Here is a 13,401-nt window from a genome sequence, read left to right as displayed (position 1 = left end):
GCGGTTCGCAGGCTCCGCGCTGACTCCCAGCTCACCGTGATCGGCATCACTGGTTCCTCGGGGAAGACAACCACCAAGGATCTCCTCGCCCAACTGCTGGCAGCCGAGGGCCCTACTGTGGCGCCGATCGGCTCCTACAACGGAGAGGTGGGCGTGCCGCTTACCGTTTTCACCGCCGAATACGGGACCCGCTACCTGATTATCGAGATGGGCGCTACGGGGATTGGCCACATCGAGTACCTGGCCTCCATGGTGAAGCCCGATGTAGGCGTTGTTCTGGGCGTGGGGACGGCACATGCGGGTGAGTTTGGCGGGGTGGAACGGATCGCGCAGGCAAAGGCCGAGCTTCCGTCCTCGATCGGCCCGGAAGGATGCGCCATTCTCAATGCGGACGATCCCCGGGTGCTGGCCATGGAATCCGGCGTCCTGGCGCAGAAAATCTACTTCACCGCTGATGACTCCTTTGCAACGTCCAGCGGTGCTGTGGTCCGGGCTGAGCGCTGCGAAATCGGTCGCGACGGGCACCCGGAGTTCCAACTGGTCCTGCCGGGCGGTGGATCCTTCGATGTCCGTTCGCGATTGCTGGGACGTCACCAGGTAACCAATCTCCTGGCGGCCGCTTCCATCGCCCACACACTGGGTATTCCGGGGGAGCGTATCGCCCGAGCCCTCTCCTCCGCGCAAATGGTCAGCCGCTGGCGGATGGAACGCACTGAACGCGCGGACGGCGTCACCATCATCAATGACGCCTACAACGCCAATCCGGAGTCCATGAGGGCTGCGCTGGGAACTCTGGCGGAACTTGGCCGCGGACGGCGCACCTGGGCCGTACTGGGGGAGATGCTGGAGTTGGGCGAGGACTCAATCTCCGAGCACGACGCGCTGGGCAGAGTTGCCGTCAGGTTCAACATCTCCAAGCTGATCGTCGTGGGAAACGGGGCCCGCGCCATGCACAGCGGTGCGGTTCTGGAGGGGTCCTGGGGTGATGAAGCGGTCTTTGTGGAGGACGCAGCCGCGGCAGAGGCGATCCTCCGGGCAGAACTCCTCCCCGGCGACCTTGTCCTCCTCAAGTCCTCAAACGCTGCCGGACTGAGATTTTTGGGCGATCGGATAGCATTGGCCTCAAACGATTCGACGGCGGTGCCCGACGATCATGCGGATCCACTGACTGATTCCTCCGCAAGCGGCCGGACGAACCTCCAAGGGGGCACTAAGCCTTGATAGCGCTATTGATTGGTTCAGCCTCCGCACTGGTTCTCGCGCTGGTTGGTACCCCACTGTTCATCCGGCTTCTCGTGAACAAGAGCTACGGCCAGTTCATCCGGGATGACGGACCGACGGCGCACCACACCAAGCGCGGCACGCCCACCATGGGCGGCGCCGTCATTGTGGGATCAGTGGTTCTCGCCTACTTCGCCACACACCTGGTGATGGGATGGGCTGGCGTCTCCGACGGTCCCACAGCCTCCGGGCTGCTCCTGTTGATGGTCACTGTGGGCATGGGCATTGTTGGCTTCTTCGATGACTACATCAAGATCTCCAAGCAGCGCAGCCTGGGCCTTAGCGCACCCGCCAAGATCATTGGACAGACACTGGTGGGCATCGTCTTTGCCATCCTGGCATTGAACTTCCCCAACGAGGACGGACGGACTCCGGCATCAACGGCTGTCTCCTTCATCCGTGACACCTCATTTGACCTGGCGTTTGCCGGCTCGCTGGTCGGTGCCATCCTTTTTGTCCTTTGGTCCAACCTGATCATCACCGCGGCCACCAACGGCGTGAACCTTGCTGACGGCCTGGACGGTCTTGCCACCGGAGCCTCAGTGTTGGTATTCGGTGCCTACATGCTGATGGGCATCTGGCAGTTCAACCAGAGCTGCGCGTCTCCCGACGTGCCAGCCAGCATCTGTTACCAGGTGCGCGACCCGCTGGACCTGGCATTGATCGCGGGTGCCATGTGCGGCGCCCTGGTGGGCTTCCTGTGGTGGAACACCTCCCCGGCGAGGATCTTCATGGGTGATACCGGTTCCCTCGCCATCGGCGGCGCCATCGCGGGCTTCGCGATCCTGTCCCGTACCCAGCTGCTCCTGGTGATCATGGCCGGCCTGTTTGTCATGATCACGCTCTCCGTCATCATCCAGGTGGGCTTCTTCAAACTCTCCGGTGGTAAACGCGTTTTCAAGATGGCACCGCTGCAGCATCACTTCGAACTGAAAGGGTGGCAGGAGGTCACGGTGGTGGTCCGGTTCTGGATCCTCGCCGGACTGTTTGTTGCCGTTGCCCTGGGAATTTTCTACGCGGAATGGGTAGTTCTTCTATGACTGAGTCCTCCGGCGGATCCGGCCGGCTGGATGGGTTGACCTCATGGGATTCCGAGTGGAGCGGCCTGCGCGTGGTTGTAGCGGGCATAGGGCTCTCCGGCTTCTCGGCAGCGGATACGCTCATAGAACTCGGTGCCCGCGTGGTTGTGGTGGACAGCGTCGATACCGAGGAAAACCGTGCCAAAGCGGACACACTGAAAATTGTTGGCGCCGTGGCTGTCCTGCTCGGTGGCACGGAGGCATCCTCCCTGCCCCTGGTCGACGGCGCCGTGCCCGACCTGGTGGTTACCTCCCCGGGATGGCGTCCCACTCAGCCGCTCCTTGCCGCTGCTGCGGAGGCAGACATTCCCATCTGGGGTGACATTGAACTGGCGTGGCGGGTGCGTGTCCGCGAGGGCCGGCCCACCGCTGAATGGCTTGCCGTTACCGGAACCAACGGAAAGACCACCACCGTCTCACTGACAGAATCCATGCTTCGGGCCGGCGGCCTCCGGGCGGTCGCCGCAGGCAACGTGGGCACACCGCTGCTGGATGTGATCCGGGAGCCGCTGGGCTATGACGTCATAGCGGTGGAGCTTTCGAGTTTTCAGCTGCACTGGACGCATTCCATCGCGCCGCTTGCCAGTGTGTGCCTGAACCTTGCCGAGGACCATGTGGATTGGCATGGGGGATTTGACGCCTACCGGAGTGACAAGGCAAAGATCTACGAAAATACCCGGATTGCCTGCGTCTATAACGTCGAAGACCCCGCAACAGAGAAAATGGTGGAGAACGCGGACGTCCAGGAGGGGTGCCGGGCCATCGGCTTCACCACCTCTTCGCCGGCTGTGAGCATGATGGGCGTGGTGGACAACCTGCTGGTCGACCGCGCATTCATCGAGCAGCGCAAGGATTCCGCGGCCGAACTGGCCGCGGTTCAGGACCTGGGCGATGTAGCCCCTCAACACCTGGTTGCCAACGCGCTGGCCGCGGCCGCACTGGCGCGCGCGGCGGGTGTCCCAGCAGCGGCAATCCGCGATGGAATCAGGAACCATAAGTCCTCTGGCCACCGCATCGAACTGGTCGCCGCACGGGATGGGGTGCTGTGGATCAATGACTCCAAGGCCACCAATCCGCATGCCGCCGCCGCAGCGCTTTCCGCTTTCCATTCAGTGATCTGGATTGCGGGCGGCCTGTCGAAGGGCGTTGATTACACCTCCCTGGTGCGTGACAACGCGGCGAGGTTCAAGGCGGTGGTGCTGATCGGCCGCGACAGTTCCACCCTTGCCGCCGCAGTCCGCCGACACGCACCGGATGTTCCGTTGATCGAAGTTGCAGCGGGGGACACTGGAGAAGAACAGCGCTCCGCTGGTTCCGGTGCCGCCTCCATTGGTGCGCGTGTCATGGAAGCGGCGGTTTCGGAGTCGCTGCGGTTGGCCGGTGACGGCGATACCGTGCTCATGGCCCCGGCGGCTGCGTCAATGGACCAGTTTCCTTCCTACGCTCACCGCGGGGACGCTTTTATCGAAGCCGTCCGTGTGATTGTGGAGGGGCAGGGATCGACCGCAAAGGAGTAGTGATGGTCAGCACGCCCACCCGGAACCCACGCCGGAAACCGGCTTTGAGACCGCACTCCCCGGCGGCGTCCAGGCCAGCGTCACAGCGCAAGGCCGCCGCGGCGCCCCAGAGAACCCACAAGGACTCCGCTGCTCCCGGACCCGCACGGCGGACCACCGGGCCGCGCGCCCGCTTCGGCCGCATGTGGCGCTTCCTTGAGGGGTCCGACAAACAGACCAGCGGATCCAGCTATTACATGATTCTCGGGGCCACCCTTGCCCTCACAGCAATCGGTCTGATGATGGTGTTGTCGGCATCATCCGTCGAGTCCATCGCCAGCGCCGCCGCGTCGGTGGAGCCTGTCGCGGAAGGCGCCGTCCTCTTCGATTACTTCACCAAGCAGAGCATGTGGGCTGCCGCCGGCGTGGCTCTGATGCTGGTGTTGTCACGGTTTGGGCCGCGCATGTACAAGGTGTTGGCCTGGCCCGGTCTCGGCGTCGCCGTCGTCCTTCTTGTCCTGGTGCTGCTCATCGGAGACAGTATCAATGGCAACAAGAACTGGATCGAAGTCGGCGGCTTCAGCATGCAGCCCTCGGAGCCCGCCAAGCTGGCCCTGGCCCTTTGGTTTGCGACAGTGCTTGAGCGCAAGCGCGGGTTGATCCGTGACTGGAAACACGCCATGATCCCCGCATTGCCTCTTGGGGGCTTGCCGATTGGGCTGGTGCTGCTCGGAGGGGACCTGGGAACCGCCATCATCTTGATGATGATCATGGCCGCGGCCCTCTTTTTCGCCGGCGCGCCCATGAAAATGTTCACGATCGCGGGTGTCCTGGGAATTGCGGGCGCCTTCGCGATGATCCTCCTGAACAGCACCCGGAGTACGCGCATCCAGGCGTGGCTCAGGATCAACTGTGACAGCGCACTGGATCCCTGTCTGCAATCCGACGCCGGGCTCTTCGCCCTCGCCTCCGGGGGCTGGTGGGGAGTCGGAATCGGGCAAAGCCGGCAAAAATGGAACTGGATTCCGGAAGCGCACAATGACTTCATCTTCGCGATCATCGGCGAGGAATTCGGGCTGATCGGCACTCTGGTGGTGGTGGCGCTGTTCGGCATCCTGGCCGTGGCGACGCTGAGGGTTGCGCGCAGGTACACCGATCCTTTTGTTCGCATCCTGATGGGCTCCATCCTGGTCTGGCTGATTGGTCAGGCATTCGTGAACATTGGTATGGTCACCGGCGTGCTGCCCGTCATTGGTGTTCCTCTCCCATTCATCTCCTATGGCGGTTCCGCCCTCACCTTCACACTGGCCGCCGTCGGTGTGTTGTTGGCCTTCGCGCGGCGGATGCCACCTGCGCCCGTAACCGCGGGCACACCGACCGAGAGTGAAGCCTGAGCGTTCATGAGCAGTAATTCCCCGTCCGTAGTGCTCGCCGGTGGCGGAACAGCCGGACACGTCAGCCCCCTCCTTGCCATCGCGCGCGCGCTGAGCGCGGCCGATCCGACCACGCAGATCACCGCCGTCGGGACCGCGTCGGGGATGGAAACCCGGCTGGTTCCCGCCGCCGGATACCGTCTTGAAACCATCGACCGTGTTCCCATGCCACGGCGGCCCTCTGTCGACCTGCTCAAGCTGCCGGTGCGCCTGATCCGTGCAGTGCGCCAGTCTGTCCGCATTGTCGATTCGGTGGGCGCCGACGTCGTTGTCGGGGTGGGCGGTTATGTCTCCACGCCCATCTACCTGGCCGCGTGGCTCCGCCGGATTCCGGTGGTCATCCACGAGGCCAACGCGCAGCCCGGTCTGGCCAACCGGCTGGGAGCGAGGATCGCCCACACAGTTGCCGTGGCTTTCAAGGGCACCGGCCTGCCGCGCGAGCAATGGGTGGGGATGCCCATGCGAAGTGAAATTTCCGGGCTGGACCGGGACCGCGCGCGGGAGGCCGCCCGTGCCACGCTGGAATTGGACTCCGCGGTTCCCACGCTCATAGTCACCGGCGGATCATCGGGAGCCGCCAGCATCAACCGCGCGGTTGCGGGGGCGGTTCCTTCACTGGACACGTCCGGGGTGCAGCTCTTGCACATCACGGGCAAAGGAAAACAGATCCTGGACGACGGCGGAAGCCCCGTGAGTGCGCAGGGCTACCGTCAGGTTGAGTACGTGGACGGCATGGAGACCGTGTATGCCGCGGCGGATCTGCTGCTGGCGCGGGCCGGAGCGGCGACGGTCTGCGAGGTGAGCGCTGTGGGCCTTCCCGCGGTATTCGTCCCGCTGCCGCACGGGAACGGCGAACAGCGCCGCAATGCGCAGTCTCTGGTCGCGGCCCGTGGCGCGCTACTTGTCGACGACGCGCAGCTGTCCGCTGACTGGCTGGTCCGCGAGGTCTTTCCGTTGTTGTTGGACCGCGGCGAACTGAACCGGATGTCGCAGGCATCCGCGGCACTGGGTGTGCGGGACGCAGACATCCGGATGGCACAGCTGGTCTTGAAAGCGGCACGGAAGGGCGCATGACCTTGTCAATAGATTCCCTGGGTAAAGTGCACTTCATCGGCCTGGGCGGCGCCGGTATGTCGGCGGTGGCACGCGTCATGCTGGGGCAGGGCGTCCCGGTCTCCGGATCCGACGCGGCGGACTCAAAGGGCCTGCGCGCTCTGGCGGCACTCGGAGCCGAGGTTCATGTGGGCCACGCGGCCAAGAACCTGGGCACAGCCACCACGGTTGTTGTCTCCACCGCGATCCGGCCGTCAAACCCCGAGTTGATTGATGCTCGGGCCCGCGGCCTGAGGATTCTCCACCGCTCCGAAGCTCTCGCGCACGCAATGGGCGGCAAGGATGTCATCGCGGTCGCCGGCACCCATGGCAAGACAACCACGACGGCGATGGTCACGGTGATGCTTCAGGCCGCCGGTGCTGCTCCGTCCTTTGCGATCGGTGGAGACGTGGCGGCGCTGGGGGTCAACGCCGAGTGGGCCGATGGCCGCGTTTTCGTGGCTGAAGCTGACGAGTCCGATGGCTCGTTCCTTAACTATTCGCCCAGGATCGCGGTGGTCACAAACGTGGAGGCGGACCATCTGGACCACTATGGATCAGCGGCCGCGGTATTCGAGGCTTTCGACAGGTTCACTGCGCTCCTGCCGCCTGAGGACGGCACCCTGGTGGCATGCCTCGACGACGACGGCGCGGCCGCCCTCGTGCGGCGCACCGGGGCGGGCAAACGGATAAGAACCTATGGATACTCCTCCGGTGCCGATGTGATGATCAGCGGCACCCGGTCGCTGGGCAGCACCTCGAACAGTCTTCTGAGCTTCACCCTGGACGGCCTTGACAGCAGCCAGGAATTGCAGCTCGGCGTTCCGGGCCGGTACAACATCCTGAATGCGGCGGCGGCCTTCTCAGTTGGCCTGGAGCTGGGGATAGACCCGGCTGCGGCGGCAGCTGGACTTGCCTCATTTTCAGGTACGGCCCGGCGCTTCGAAGCGAAGGGTGAGAGCGCCGGGGTCCGGGTGTTCGATGACTATGCGCACCATCCCACCGAAGTTGCGGCCGCCCTCACAGCGGCGCGCACGGTGGCCGGTGGCCACTCGGTGCACGTCATTTTCCAGCCGCATCTCTTCTCCCGCACCCGCGAATTTGCGGCTGAATTTGCCGACGCGCTGTCGCTGGCTGACTCAGTTGAGGTGCTGGACATCTATGCTGCGCGGGAGGACCCGGTGGAAGGCATCACCAGCCGGCTGATCACTGATCGGTTAGCCGTTGCCGGCGGCTATGCGCCGGATCCCCAGAAGGCGATGCGGGACATTTCTGAACGCGCCGCTCCGGGGGACATTGTGCTGACAGTCGGAGCAGGGGACGTAACCCGTCTGGGACCGGAGCTGGTCGAGGTCCTGGGGCAGCGTACCCCCCATTCTGATTCCACGGGGCAGAACCGGTGAGTGGGCGGAAGCCCCGGCGCCCGTCAAACACCCGCGGGCACGGAACCGGTGGCCCGGACGTTATCAGCGCACAGAAAGACGCCCCCGGTGCAATCGACCGGGAACCGGGAGGGCCGGCAACTGTCATCGCGTTTCCGGAACCAGTGGCGCGCCGGCGCCGACGCTGGTGGCTGTGGGGAGGCATCGGCGTCGTTCTGCTGGTTGCGGGGCTGATCGCGTACCTGGTCTTTTCCCCGGCGCTTGCCGTGAGGACCCTTGACGTTCAGGGAAACAGCCTGGTGTCCACCGAGGAGGTGGAGGAGGCGCTGGAGCCCCTGATGGGCGTCTCGCTGGCACATATCGGTGACGACGACGTCCGTGCGCTGCTGGGGGATTTTGCGCCCGTGGAGAGCGTCGCAGCAGCGGCTGCGCCGCCGTCAACCCTTTCGGTGAACATCCAGGAACGGGTTCCGGTGGCTATTTTGGCCAGCGGAGGCGGGTTTGTGTTGATCGATTCCTCGGGGCGGCAGTTGGCCTCGGTCGAGGACCGTACCTCAGTTGCCCTGCCGTTGATCGACGGCGGTGAGGGCGCCGTCGACAGCGCGGTGTTCTCATCCATTGCCCGGGTGCTCGCCGCGCTGCCCGAGGACATGCTCTCCAGGCTCGTCAAAGCCTCAGCTGACTCAATCGATTCCGTTGAGCTGTCCCTCACGGACGGCAAGACAATTTTCTGGGGGAGCGCTGAGGATAACGAGGCCAAGTCGGTGGTGCTCAAAGCGCTGCTGGCAGCGCCGGCGTCGGACCCTCCCGTCAAGGTCTACGACGTCAGCACTCCCACGCGTCCGGTGACGCGGTAAAGAATCGTCCGACACGCTGGAGTGGTCGTTGCAACTGGGTGGCCGTGCACCTAGCGTCTCAATAGAAGTTACTTGACATAACATTAACTTTCAAGTTGAAAGTTAATGTTTGGAAGTGAAGGTTGGATCAGGCTCCAGCCGTATAAGAACCCATACAGCGCAAAGATTCGAACAAGGGACACAGGACGTGGCAGCACCGCAGAATTACTTGGCCGTTATCAAGGTCGTAGGCATCGGCGGCGGTGGCGTGAACGCCGTCAACCGAATGATTGAGGTTGGCCTGCGCGGCGTGGAGTTTATCGCCATCAACACCGACGCGCAGGCCCTCCTGATGAGTGACGCCGACGTCAAGCTTGACGTTGGCCGCGAACTGACACGGGGACTCGGTGCGGGCGCCGACCCCGAGGTTGGCCGCCGGGCAGCCGAAGATCACACCGAGGAGATCGAGGAAGTGCTGCGCGGCGCGGACATGGTATTCGTGACGGCAGGTGAAGGCGGCGGCACCGGCACTGGCGGCGCTCCAGTGGTGGCCCGCATCGCCCGATCGTTGGGTGCGCTGACCATTGGTGTGGTCACCAGGCCGTTCACCTTTGAGGGGCGGCGCCGCTCTAACCAGGCGGAGACCGGCATAGATACCCTGCGGGACGAGGTGGATACCCTCATTGTCATCCCGAATGACAGGCTGCTGTCCATCAGCGACCGCAATGTCTCGATGCTCGATGCGTTCCGCTCCGCCGATCAGGTGCTGCTGTCCGGTGTGCAGGGCATTACCGACCTCATCACCACACCGGGTCTGATCAACCTCGACTTCGCGGACGTGAAGTCTGTGATGCAGGGTGCGGGATCAGCCCTGATGGGTATCGGTTCGGCCCGCGGCGAGGACCGTGCCGTGAAAGCCGCCGAACTGGCTATCGCATCGCCGCTGCTTGAAGCGTCCATCGACGGCGCCCACGGAGTGCTGCTCTCCATCCAGGGCGGTTCGGACCTTGGCCTCTTCGAGATCAACGAGGCCGCGCGGCTGGTGCAGGAAGTGGCCCACCCCGAGGCAAACATCATCTTTGGTGCCGTCATCGACGATGCGTTGGGCGATGAGGCACGGGTAACGGTCATCGCGGCCGGGTTTGACCAGGTGGACGCGACCTCCCAGCCGGCCACGCCTGCGGCGAAACCCACTACGGCTCCGGCTGTGGGCAACGATCAGGCCGGCTATCCTGCGCAGACGGTGGGGGCAGGTGCCGGACTTGGAGCCTGGTCCCAGCAGCGCTCCAACGGCAACGGGTCCAGGCATGATGTTCCGGCGGATGCCGGCTTTGATGTTGACCTTCCCGCCGTGGTGGAGCCGGAATATGCGCACCATCGCTCGGACGACCTGGACGTGCCGGACTTCCTGAAGTAACGGTACCTACTTGTTCTACTGGCGGTCCGAGGTTTCTCCCGGCGTGTGGGCGGCATTCACCGACCTGCACGCCGGGAATCTTGCGTTGCACGCCGGCGACAACCACGCACAGGTTCCCAGCCACCGTGCACGGCTTGAGCGGGCCATGGGAGTTCCCGGCGGCTCACTCGCATTCATGAACCAAAACCATTCCACCGTGGCCGCGCTGGCCGGACTCCGGGAGCCTCCGGCGGTGGAGGGCCAGGCTCCTGCGGTGGAGCACGCGGTCCCTGGTGCCCCCGACGCTTCTGGAGCCCTAGACGCTTCTGGTGCCCCGGACGCAGACGCCATGGTGAGTGCGGGCGGCAGCCGACCGCTCGCCGTCCTGGTCGCGGACTGTGTACCTGTTGTTATTGCCGCTACGGCCGGGGACACCGGCACCGTCATGATCGGCGTGATCCACGCGGGACGACTGGGCGTGCGTAACGGCATCGTGAAGAATACTGTTGCGATGATGAGCTCCGCTGGAGCACGGTCCATCTCGGCCTGGATTGGCCCCTCCATCTGCGGAAACTGTTACGAAGTGCCTGCGGAAATGCGCGACGACGTCGCCGGGCTGGTGCCCAAAGCGTGGGCGGTGACGCGTTGGGATACGCCAGGGCTCAACTTGCCCGCGGCGGTGAAGGAGCAACTGGAACAGGAGGGGGTGTCCGTGCATCCCGTAGTTGCGCCGTCGTCGTCGTGCACGCTTGAAAACGGTGACCTCTACTCCCACCGGGGGTCCACGCAGGGTCGGCCCGCTGGACGTTTCGCCGGTCTGGTATGGCGCTCATGAGCGGTGGTGCGGAGCGCACGCGGGAACTTACTGACAACCTGGCTGCCGTGCGGGGCCGCATCGAGTCTGCGGTCACGGCCTCGGGCAGGGCTGAAACACCCCGCCTGATAGTCGTCACCAAGTTCTTCCCGCTGCAGGACGTACAGATTCTCGCGTCGCAGGGCGTTCGGGATGTTGGGGAGAACCGCGATCAGGAAGCCGCACCCAAGGCCGAACAGGCTGCCGCACTCGATCTGAGATGGCATTTTGTCGGCCAGCTTCAAAGCAACAAGGCACGCTCGGTGGTCCGGTACGCGCACGCCGTGCATTCTGTCGATCGACCGTCATTGGTGGCAGCGCTCGAAAAAGCGATGGCTGCCGAGGCCCAGGACCGTGCATCGCGCGGGATGCCGCTGCGGGCGGAGCTTGAGTGTTTCATCCAGGTGGACCTTGCCGACGGGGACACCGACCGGGGGAGGGGAGGGGCAAAGCCGGAGGAAACCGCCGGACTGGCTGCCAGGATCGAAGCCGCTGCCGGACTGCGGCCGGCCGGTGTCATGGCCGTGGCACCCCTCGGCGCTGACCCGGCCCACGCGTTTTCCGAACTAGCACGGATCTCCGCTGATCTTGTCCATCAGTTTCCCGAGGCAACGGGGATTTCAGCGGGAATGAGTGCTGACCTGGAAGCAGCGGTTGCAGCCGGGGCGACACACCTGCGCATCGGGTCCGATGTACTGGGTGCAAGACCCCCGTTGCGGTAGCGTCTGAGCTGTAACCGCGGGTAATCCAGGGCAGTCCTGGACCATCTGGGACAAACCGGCAATACTTCAGGGAACGACAGGAGCTACCATGGCTGGCGCACTGCGCAAGACAATGATCTATCTTGGGCTCGCCGATGGTGACGAGCACTATGAGCCCGAGCAGAAGAGCACAACCGGCAGGAACGAGGACTACTCCGTGGATTACGACCGTGACGAGCGCCATATCGAATCAGCGCCTGCCATGAAGGCACCGCGGGAGGAGTACCGGGCACCGGTCACTCCCATCAAGCGGGCTCAATCGGCACGCGAAGACTCGGCTGCACTCCGCCAGATCACCACGGTGCACCCACGTTCCTATAACGATGCCAAGATCATTGGTGAGAGCTTCAGGGACGGCATTCCGGTGATTATGAACGTGACCGACATGGGGGAGTCAGACGCCAAGCGGCTGGTGGACTTCTCGGCGGGGCTTGTCTTTGGCCTTCATGGCAACATTGAGCGTGTGACCAACAAGGTTTTCCTGCTGTCTCCGTCCTATATTGAGGTGCTTGGCGAGGATCAGAAGACCAGCGAGGCGCAGGCCAGTTTCTTCAATCAGAGCTAGCGCGGTTTACTGTTACAGGTATAACTTCCAAACGTGTTCTTAGGACTGTGACTAACGCGTGAGTCTGGTTTTCGCTCTTGTCTATCTAGTGTTGATGCTGTTTCAGCTCGCACTCATCATCCGTATCGTGTACGACGCGGTGCAGATGTTTGCACGGGGTTGGCGGCCAAAACGGCTGGCACTGGTGCTTGCATCAGGGGTTTACTCCGTCACCGACCCACCCATCCGACTGTTCCGGCGGCTGATTCCACCGTTGCGGCTCGGCGGAGTATCGCTCGATCTCGCCTTCCTGGTGGTCTTCCTCGCGGTTTCCATTCTGAAGACTATTGCGGGTAGCCTCGCCATGGCGTAGGCCGGTTCGTTTTCGAGATCTAAAAGATATACGCTGATTCACATATTGGTGTGAACTTAGAGTTTCATGTCCACAATTCGGTACCGTAGTCAGGTCTGCTTTCAAGGCAGTTTATGACTTTTATCCACTATGAGGTGACCAGATGGCCCTGACGCCAGAAGATGTTGTCAACAAGCGGTTTCAGCCCACTAAGTTTCGTGAAGGCTACGACCAGGATGAGGTAGACGACTTCCTCGACGAGATTGTCGTGGAGCTTCGCCGGCTCAACCAGGAAAATGACGATCTGCAGCGCCAGCTCGCGGAGGCATCGTCCAGCACCTCCCAGACCGCCGCTGTGCCAGCGCCCGTTGCTGCAAGCACCCACACCGAAGAGGTGCGGGAGGAAAAGAAGCCCGAAGAGCCCAAGGTTGAGGCTCCCAAGGCGGAGGAGCGTCCTGCGCCCGCTGCTGCACCTGTCGCGGCTGCACCGCCTGCAGGCGGTGGAGCAGAGTCCGCTGCCGGAGTGCTTGCCATGGCGCAGAGGCTGCATGACGAGTATGTCAACGCCGGTGTGGAGCAACGCGACAAGATCATCGCTGAAGCCCAGATCGAGGCCAGCAGCATGGTCAACGATGCGCAGGAGAAGAGCCGCAAGACCCTCGGTGCGCTGGAGCAGCAGAAGGCTGTGCTGGAGCGCAAGGTTGAGCAGCTCCGTGGATTTGAGCGCGACTACCGTTCGCGTCTGAAGGCCTACATCGAGGGCCAGCTGCGGGATCTTGATTCCCGCGGGTCGGTTGCCTCCGAGACCGCTGATTCGTAAGACTGAGCACTCAGATTAGTGGCACCGCCCAGGCGGCAGTGCCCTGGTTGACCTTAGAGGCCGGCCGTCGGGTAAT

Annotated in this window: 13 protein-coding genes; all 13 read left to right on the top strand. The window is 63.5% G+C overall.

Annotation, left to right across the window (positions count from 1 at the left end; all coding sequences use genetic code 11):
* Positions 1-1,221 (top strand): UDP-N-acetylmuramoyl-tripeptide--D-alanyl-D-alanine ligase (gene murF / locus Y708_RS22850; protein ID WP_253905685.1); only part of this gene is annotated, 1,221 nt, incomplete at its 5' end.
* Positions 1,218-2,321 (top strand): phospho-N-acetylmuramoyl-pentapeptide-transferase, encoded by a 1,104-nt coding sequence (mraY, locus tag Y708_RS0104570; RefSeq protein WP_028279016.1) that lies wholly within the window; start codon positions 1,218-1,220, stop codon positions 2,319-2,321. The genes murF and mraY, both read left to right, overlap by 4 nt.
* Entirely contained in the window at positions 2,318-3,877 is a 1,560-nt protein-coding gene (gene murD, locus Y708_RS0104565; protein ID WP_028279015.1) for a UDP-N-acetylmuramoyl-L-alanine--D-glutamate ligase, read from the top strand. Before mraY ends, murD begins: the two co-directional genes overlap by 4 nt.
* A 2-nt stretch (positions 3,878-3,879) precedes the next feature.
* Positions 3,880-5,250, top strand: a complete 1,371-nt coding sequence (gene ftsW / locus Y708_RS0104560) for a putative lipid II flippase FtsW (protein WP_028279014.1) — start codon at positions 3,880-3,882, stop codon at positions 5,248-5,250.
* 6 nt (positions 5,251-5,256) lie between these two features.
* Positions 5,257-6,363 (top strand): undecaprenyldiphospho-muramoylpentapeptide beta-N-acetylglucosaminyltransferase, encoded by a 1,107-nt coding sequence (gene murG / locus Y708_RS0104555; RefSeq protein ID WP_028279013.1) that lies wholly within the window; start codon positions 5,257-5,259, stop codon positions 6,361-6,363.
* Complete coding sequence (gene murC, locus Y708_RS0104550; protein ID WP_028279012.1) at positions 6,360-7,784, top strand: UDP-N-acetylmuramate--L-alanine ligase; 1,425 nt, start codon at positions 6,360-6,362, stop codon at positions 7,782-7,784. Before murG ends, murC begins: the two co-directional genes overlap by 4 nt.
* Complete coding sequence (locus Y708_RS22845) at positions 7,781-8,620, top strand: cell division protein FtsQ/DivIB (RefSeq protein WP_051478602.1); 840 nt, start codon at positions 7,781-7,783, stop codon at positions 8,618-8,620. Before murC ends, Y708_RS22845 begins: the two co-directional genes overlap by 4 nt.
* A 187-nt stretch (positions 8,621-8,807) precedes the next feature.
* Positions 8,808-10,016, top strand: a complete 1,209-nt coding sequence (gene ftsZ / locus Y708_RS0104540; RefSeq protein ID WP_028279011.1) for a cell division protein FtsZ — start codon at positions 8,808-8,810, stop codon at positions 10,014-10,016.
* Between the two features lie 10 nt (positions 10,017-10,026).
* Positions 10,027-10,830: a purine nucleoside phosphorylase YfiH/LACC1 family protein gene (locus tag Y708_RS0104535; protein WP_028279010.1), complete on the top strand. Its 804-nt coding sequence runs from the start codon at positions 10,027-10,029 to the stop codon at positions 10,828-10,830.
* On the top strand, positions 10,827-11,570 hold the full coding sequence (locus Y708_RS0104530) for a YggS family pyridoxal phosphate-dependent enzyme (protein WP_081746478.1): 744 nt from the start codon (positions 10,827-10,829) through the stop codon (positions 11,568-11,570). Before Y708_RS0104535 ends, Y708_RS0104530 begins: the two co-directional genes overlap by 4 nt.
* Positions 11,571-11,658: 88 nt before the next feature.
* Complete coding sequence (gene sepF / locus Y708_RS0104525; protein ID WP_028279008.1) at positions 11,659-12,174, top strand: cell division protein SepF; 516 nt, start codon at positions 11,659-11,661, stop codon at positions 12,172-12,174.
* A gap of 58 nt (positions 12,175-12,232) precedes the next feature.
* The gene (locus Y708_RS0104520; protein ID WP_028279007.1) at positions 12,233-12,526 is read left to right on the top strand and encodes a YggT family protein; all 294 of its coding nucleotides are present in this window, start codon (positions 12,233-12,235) and stop codon (positions 12,524-12,526) included.
* Positions 12,527-12,668: 142 nt separating this feature from the next.
* On the top strand, positions 12,669-13,325 hold the full coding sequence (locus tag Y708_RS0104515; RefSeq protein ID WP_028279006.1) for a DivIVA domain-containing protein: 657 nt from the start codon (positions 12,669-12,671) through the stop codon (positions 13,323-13,325).
* The last annotated feature ends 76 nt before the right edge of the window (positions 13,326-13,401 follow it).

Origin of the sequence: Arthrobacter sp. H5, assembly GCF_000520595.1 — a bacterium.
Taxonomy (GTDB): Bacteria; Actinomycetota; Actinomycetes; order Actinomycetales; family Micrococcaceae; genus Arthrobacter_D.
This window is presented reverse-complemented; position numbering and strand designations above follow the sequence as displayed.

Bases quoted from the DNA above. Each gene is read 5' to 3' on its own strand.
- murD (WP_028279015.1), top strand. From the start codon at position 2,318: ATGACTGAGTCCTCCGGCGGATCCGGCCGGCTGGATGGGTTGACCTCA.
- ftsW (WP_028279014.1), top strand. From the start codon at position 3,880: ATGGTCAGCACGCCCACCCGGAACCCACGCCGGAAACCGGCTTTGAGA.
- murG (WP_028279013.1), top strand. From the start codon at position 5,257: ATGAGCAGTAATTCCCCGTCCGTAGTGCTCGCCGGTGGCGGAACAGCC.
- murC (WP_028279012.1), top strand. From the start codon at position 6,360: ATGACCTTGTCAATAGATTCCCTGGGTAAAGTGCACTTCATCGGCCTG.
- Y708_RS0104530 (WP_081746478.1), top strand. From the start codon at position 10,827: ATGAGCGGTGGTGCGGAGCGCACGCGGGAACTTACTGACAACCTGGCT.
- sepF (WP_028279008.1), top strand. From the start codon at position 11,659: ATGGCTGGCGCACTGCGCAAGACAATGATCTATCTTGGGCTCGCCGAT.
- Y708_RS0104515 (WP_028279006.1), top strand. From the start codon at position 12,669: ATGGCCCTGACGCCAGAAGATGTTGTCAACAAGCGGTTTCAGCCCACT.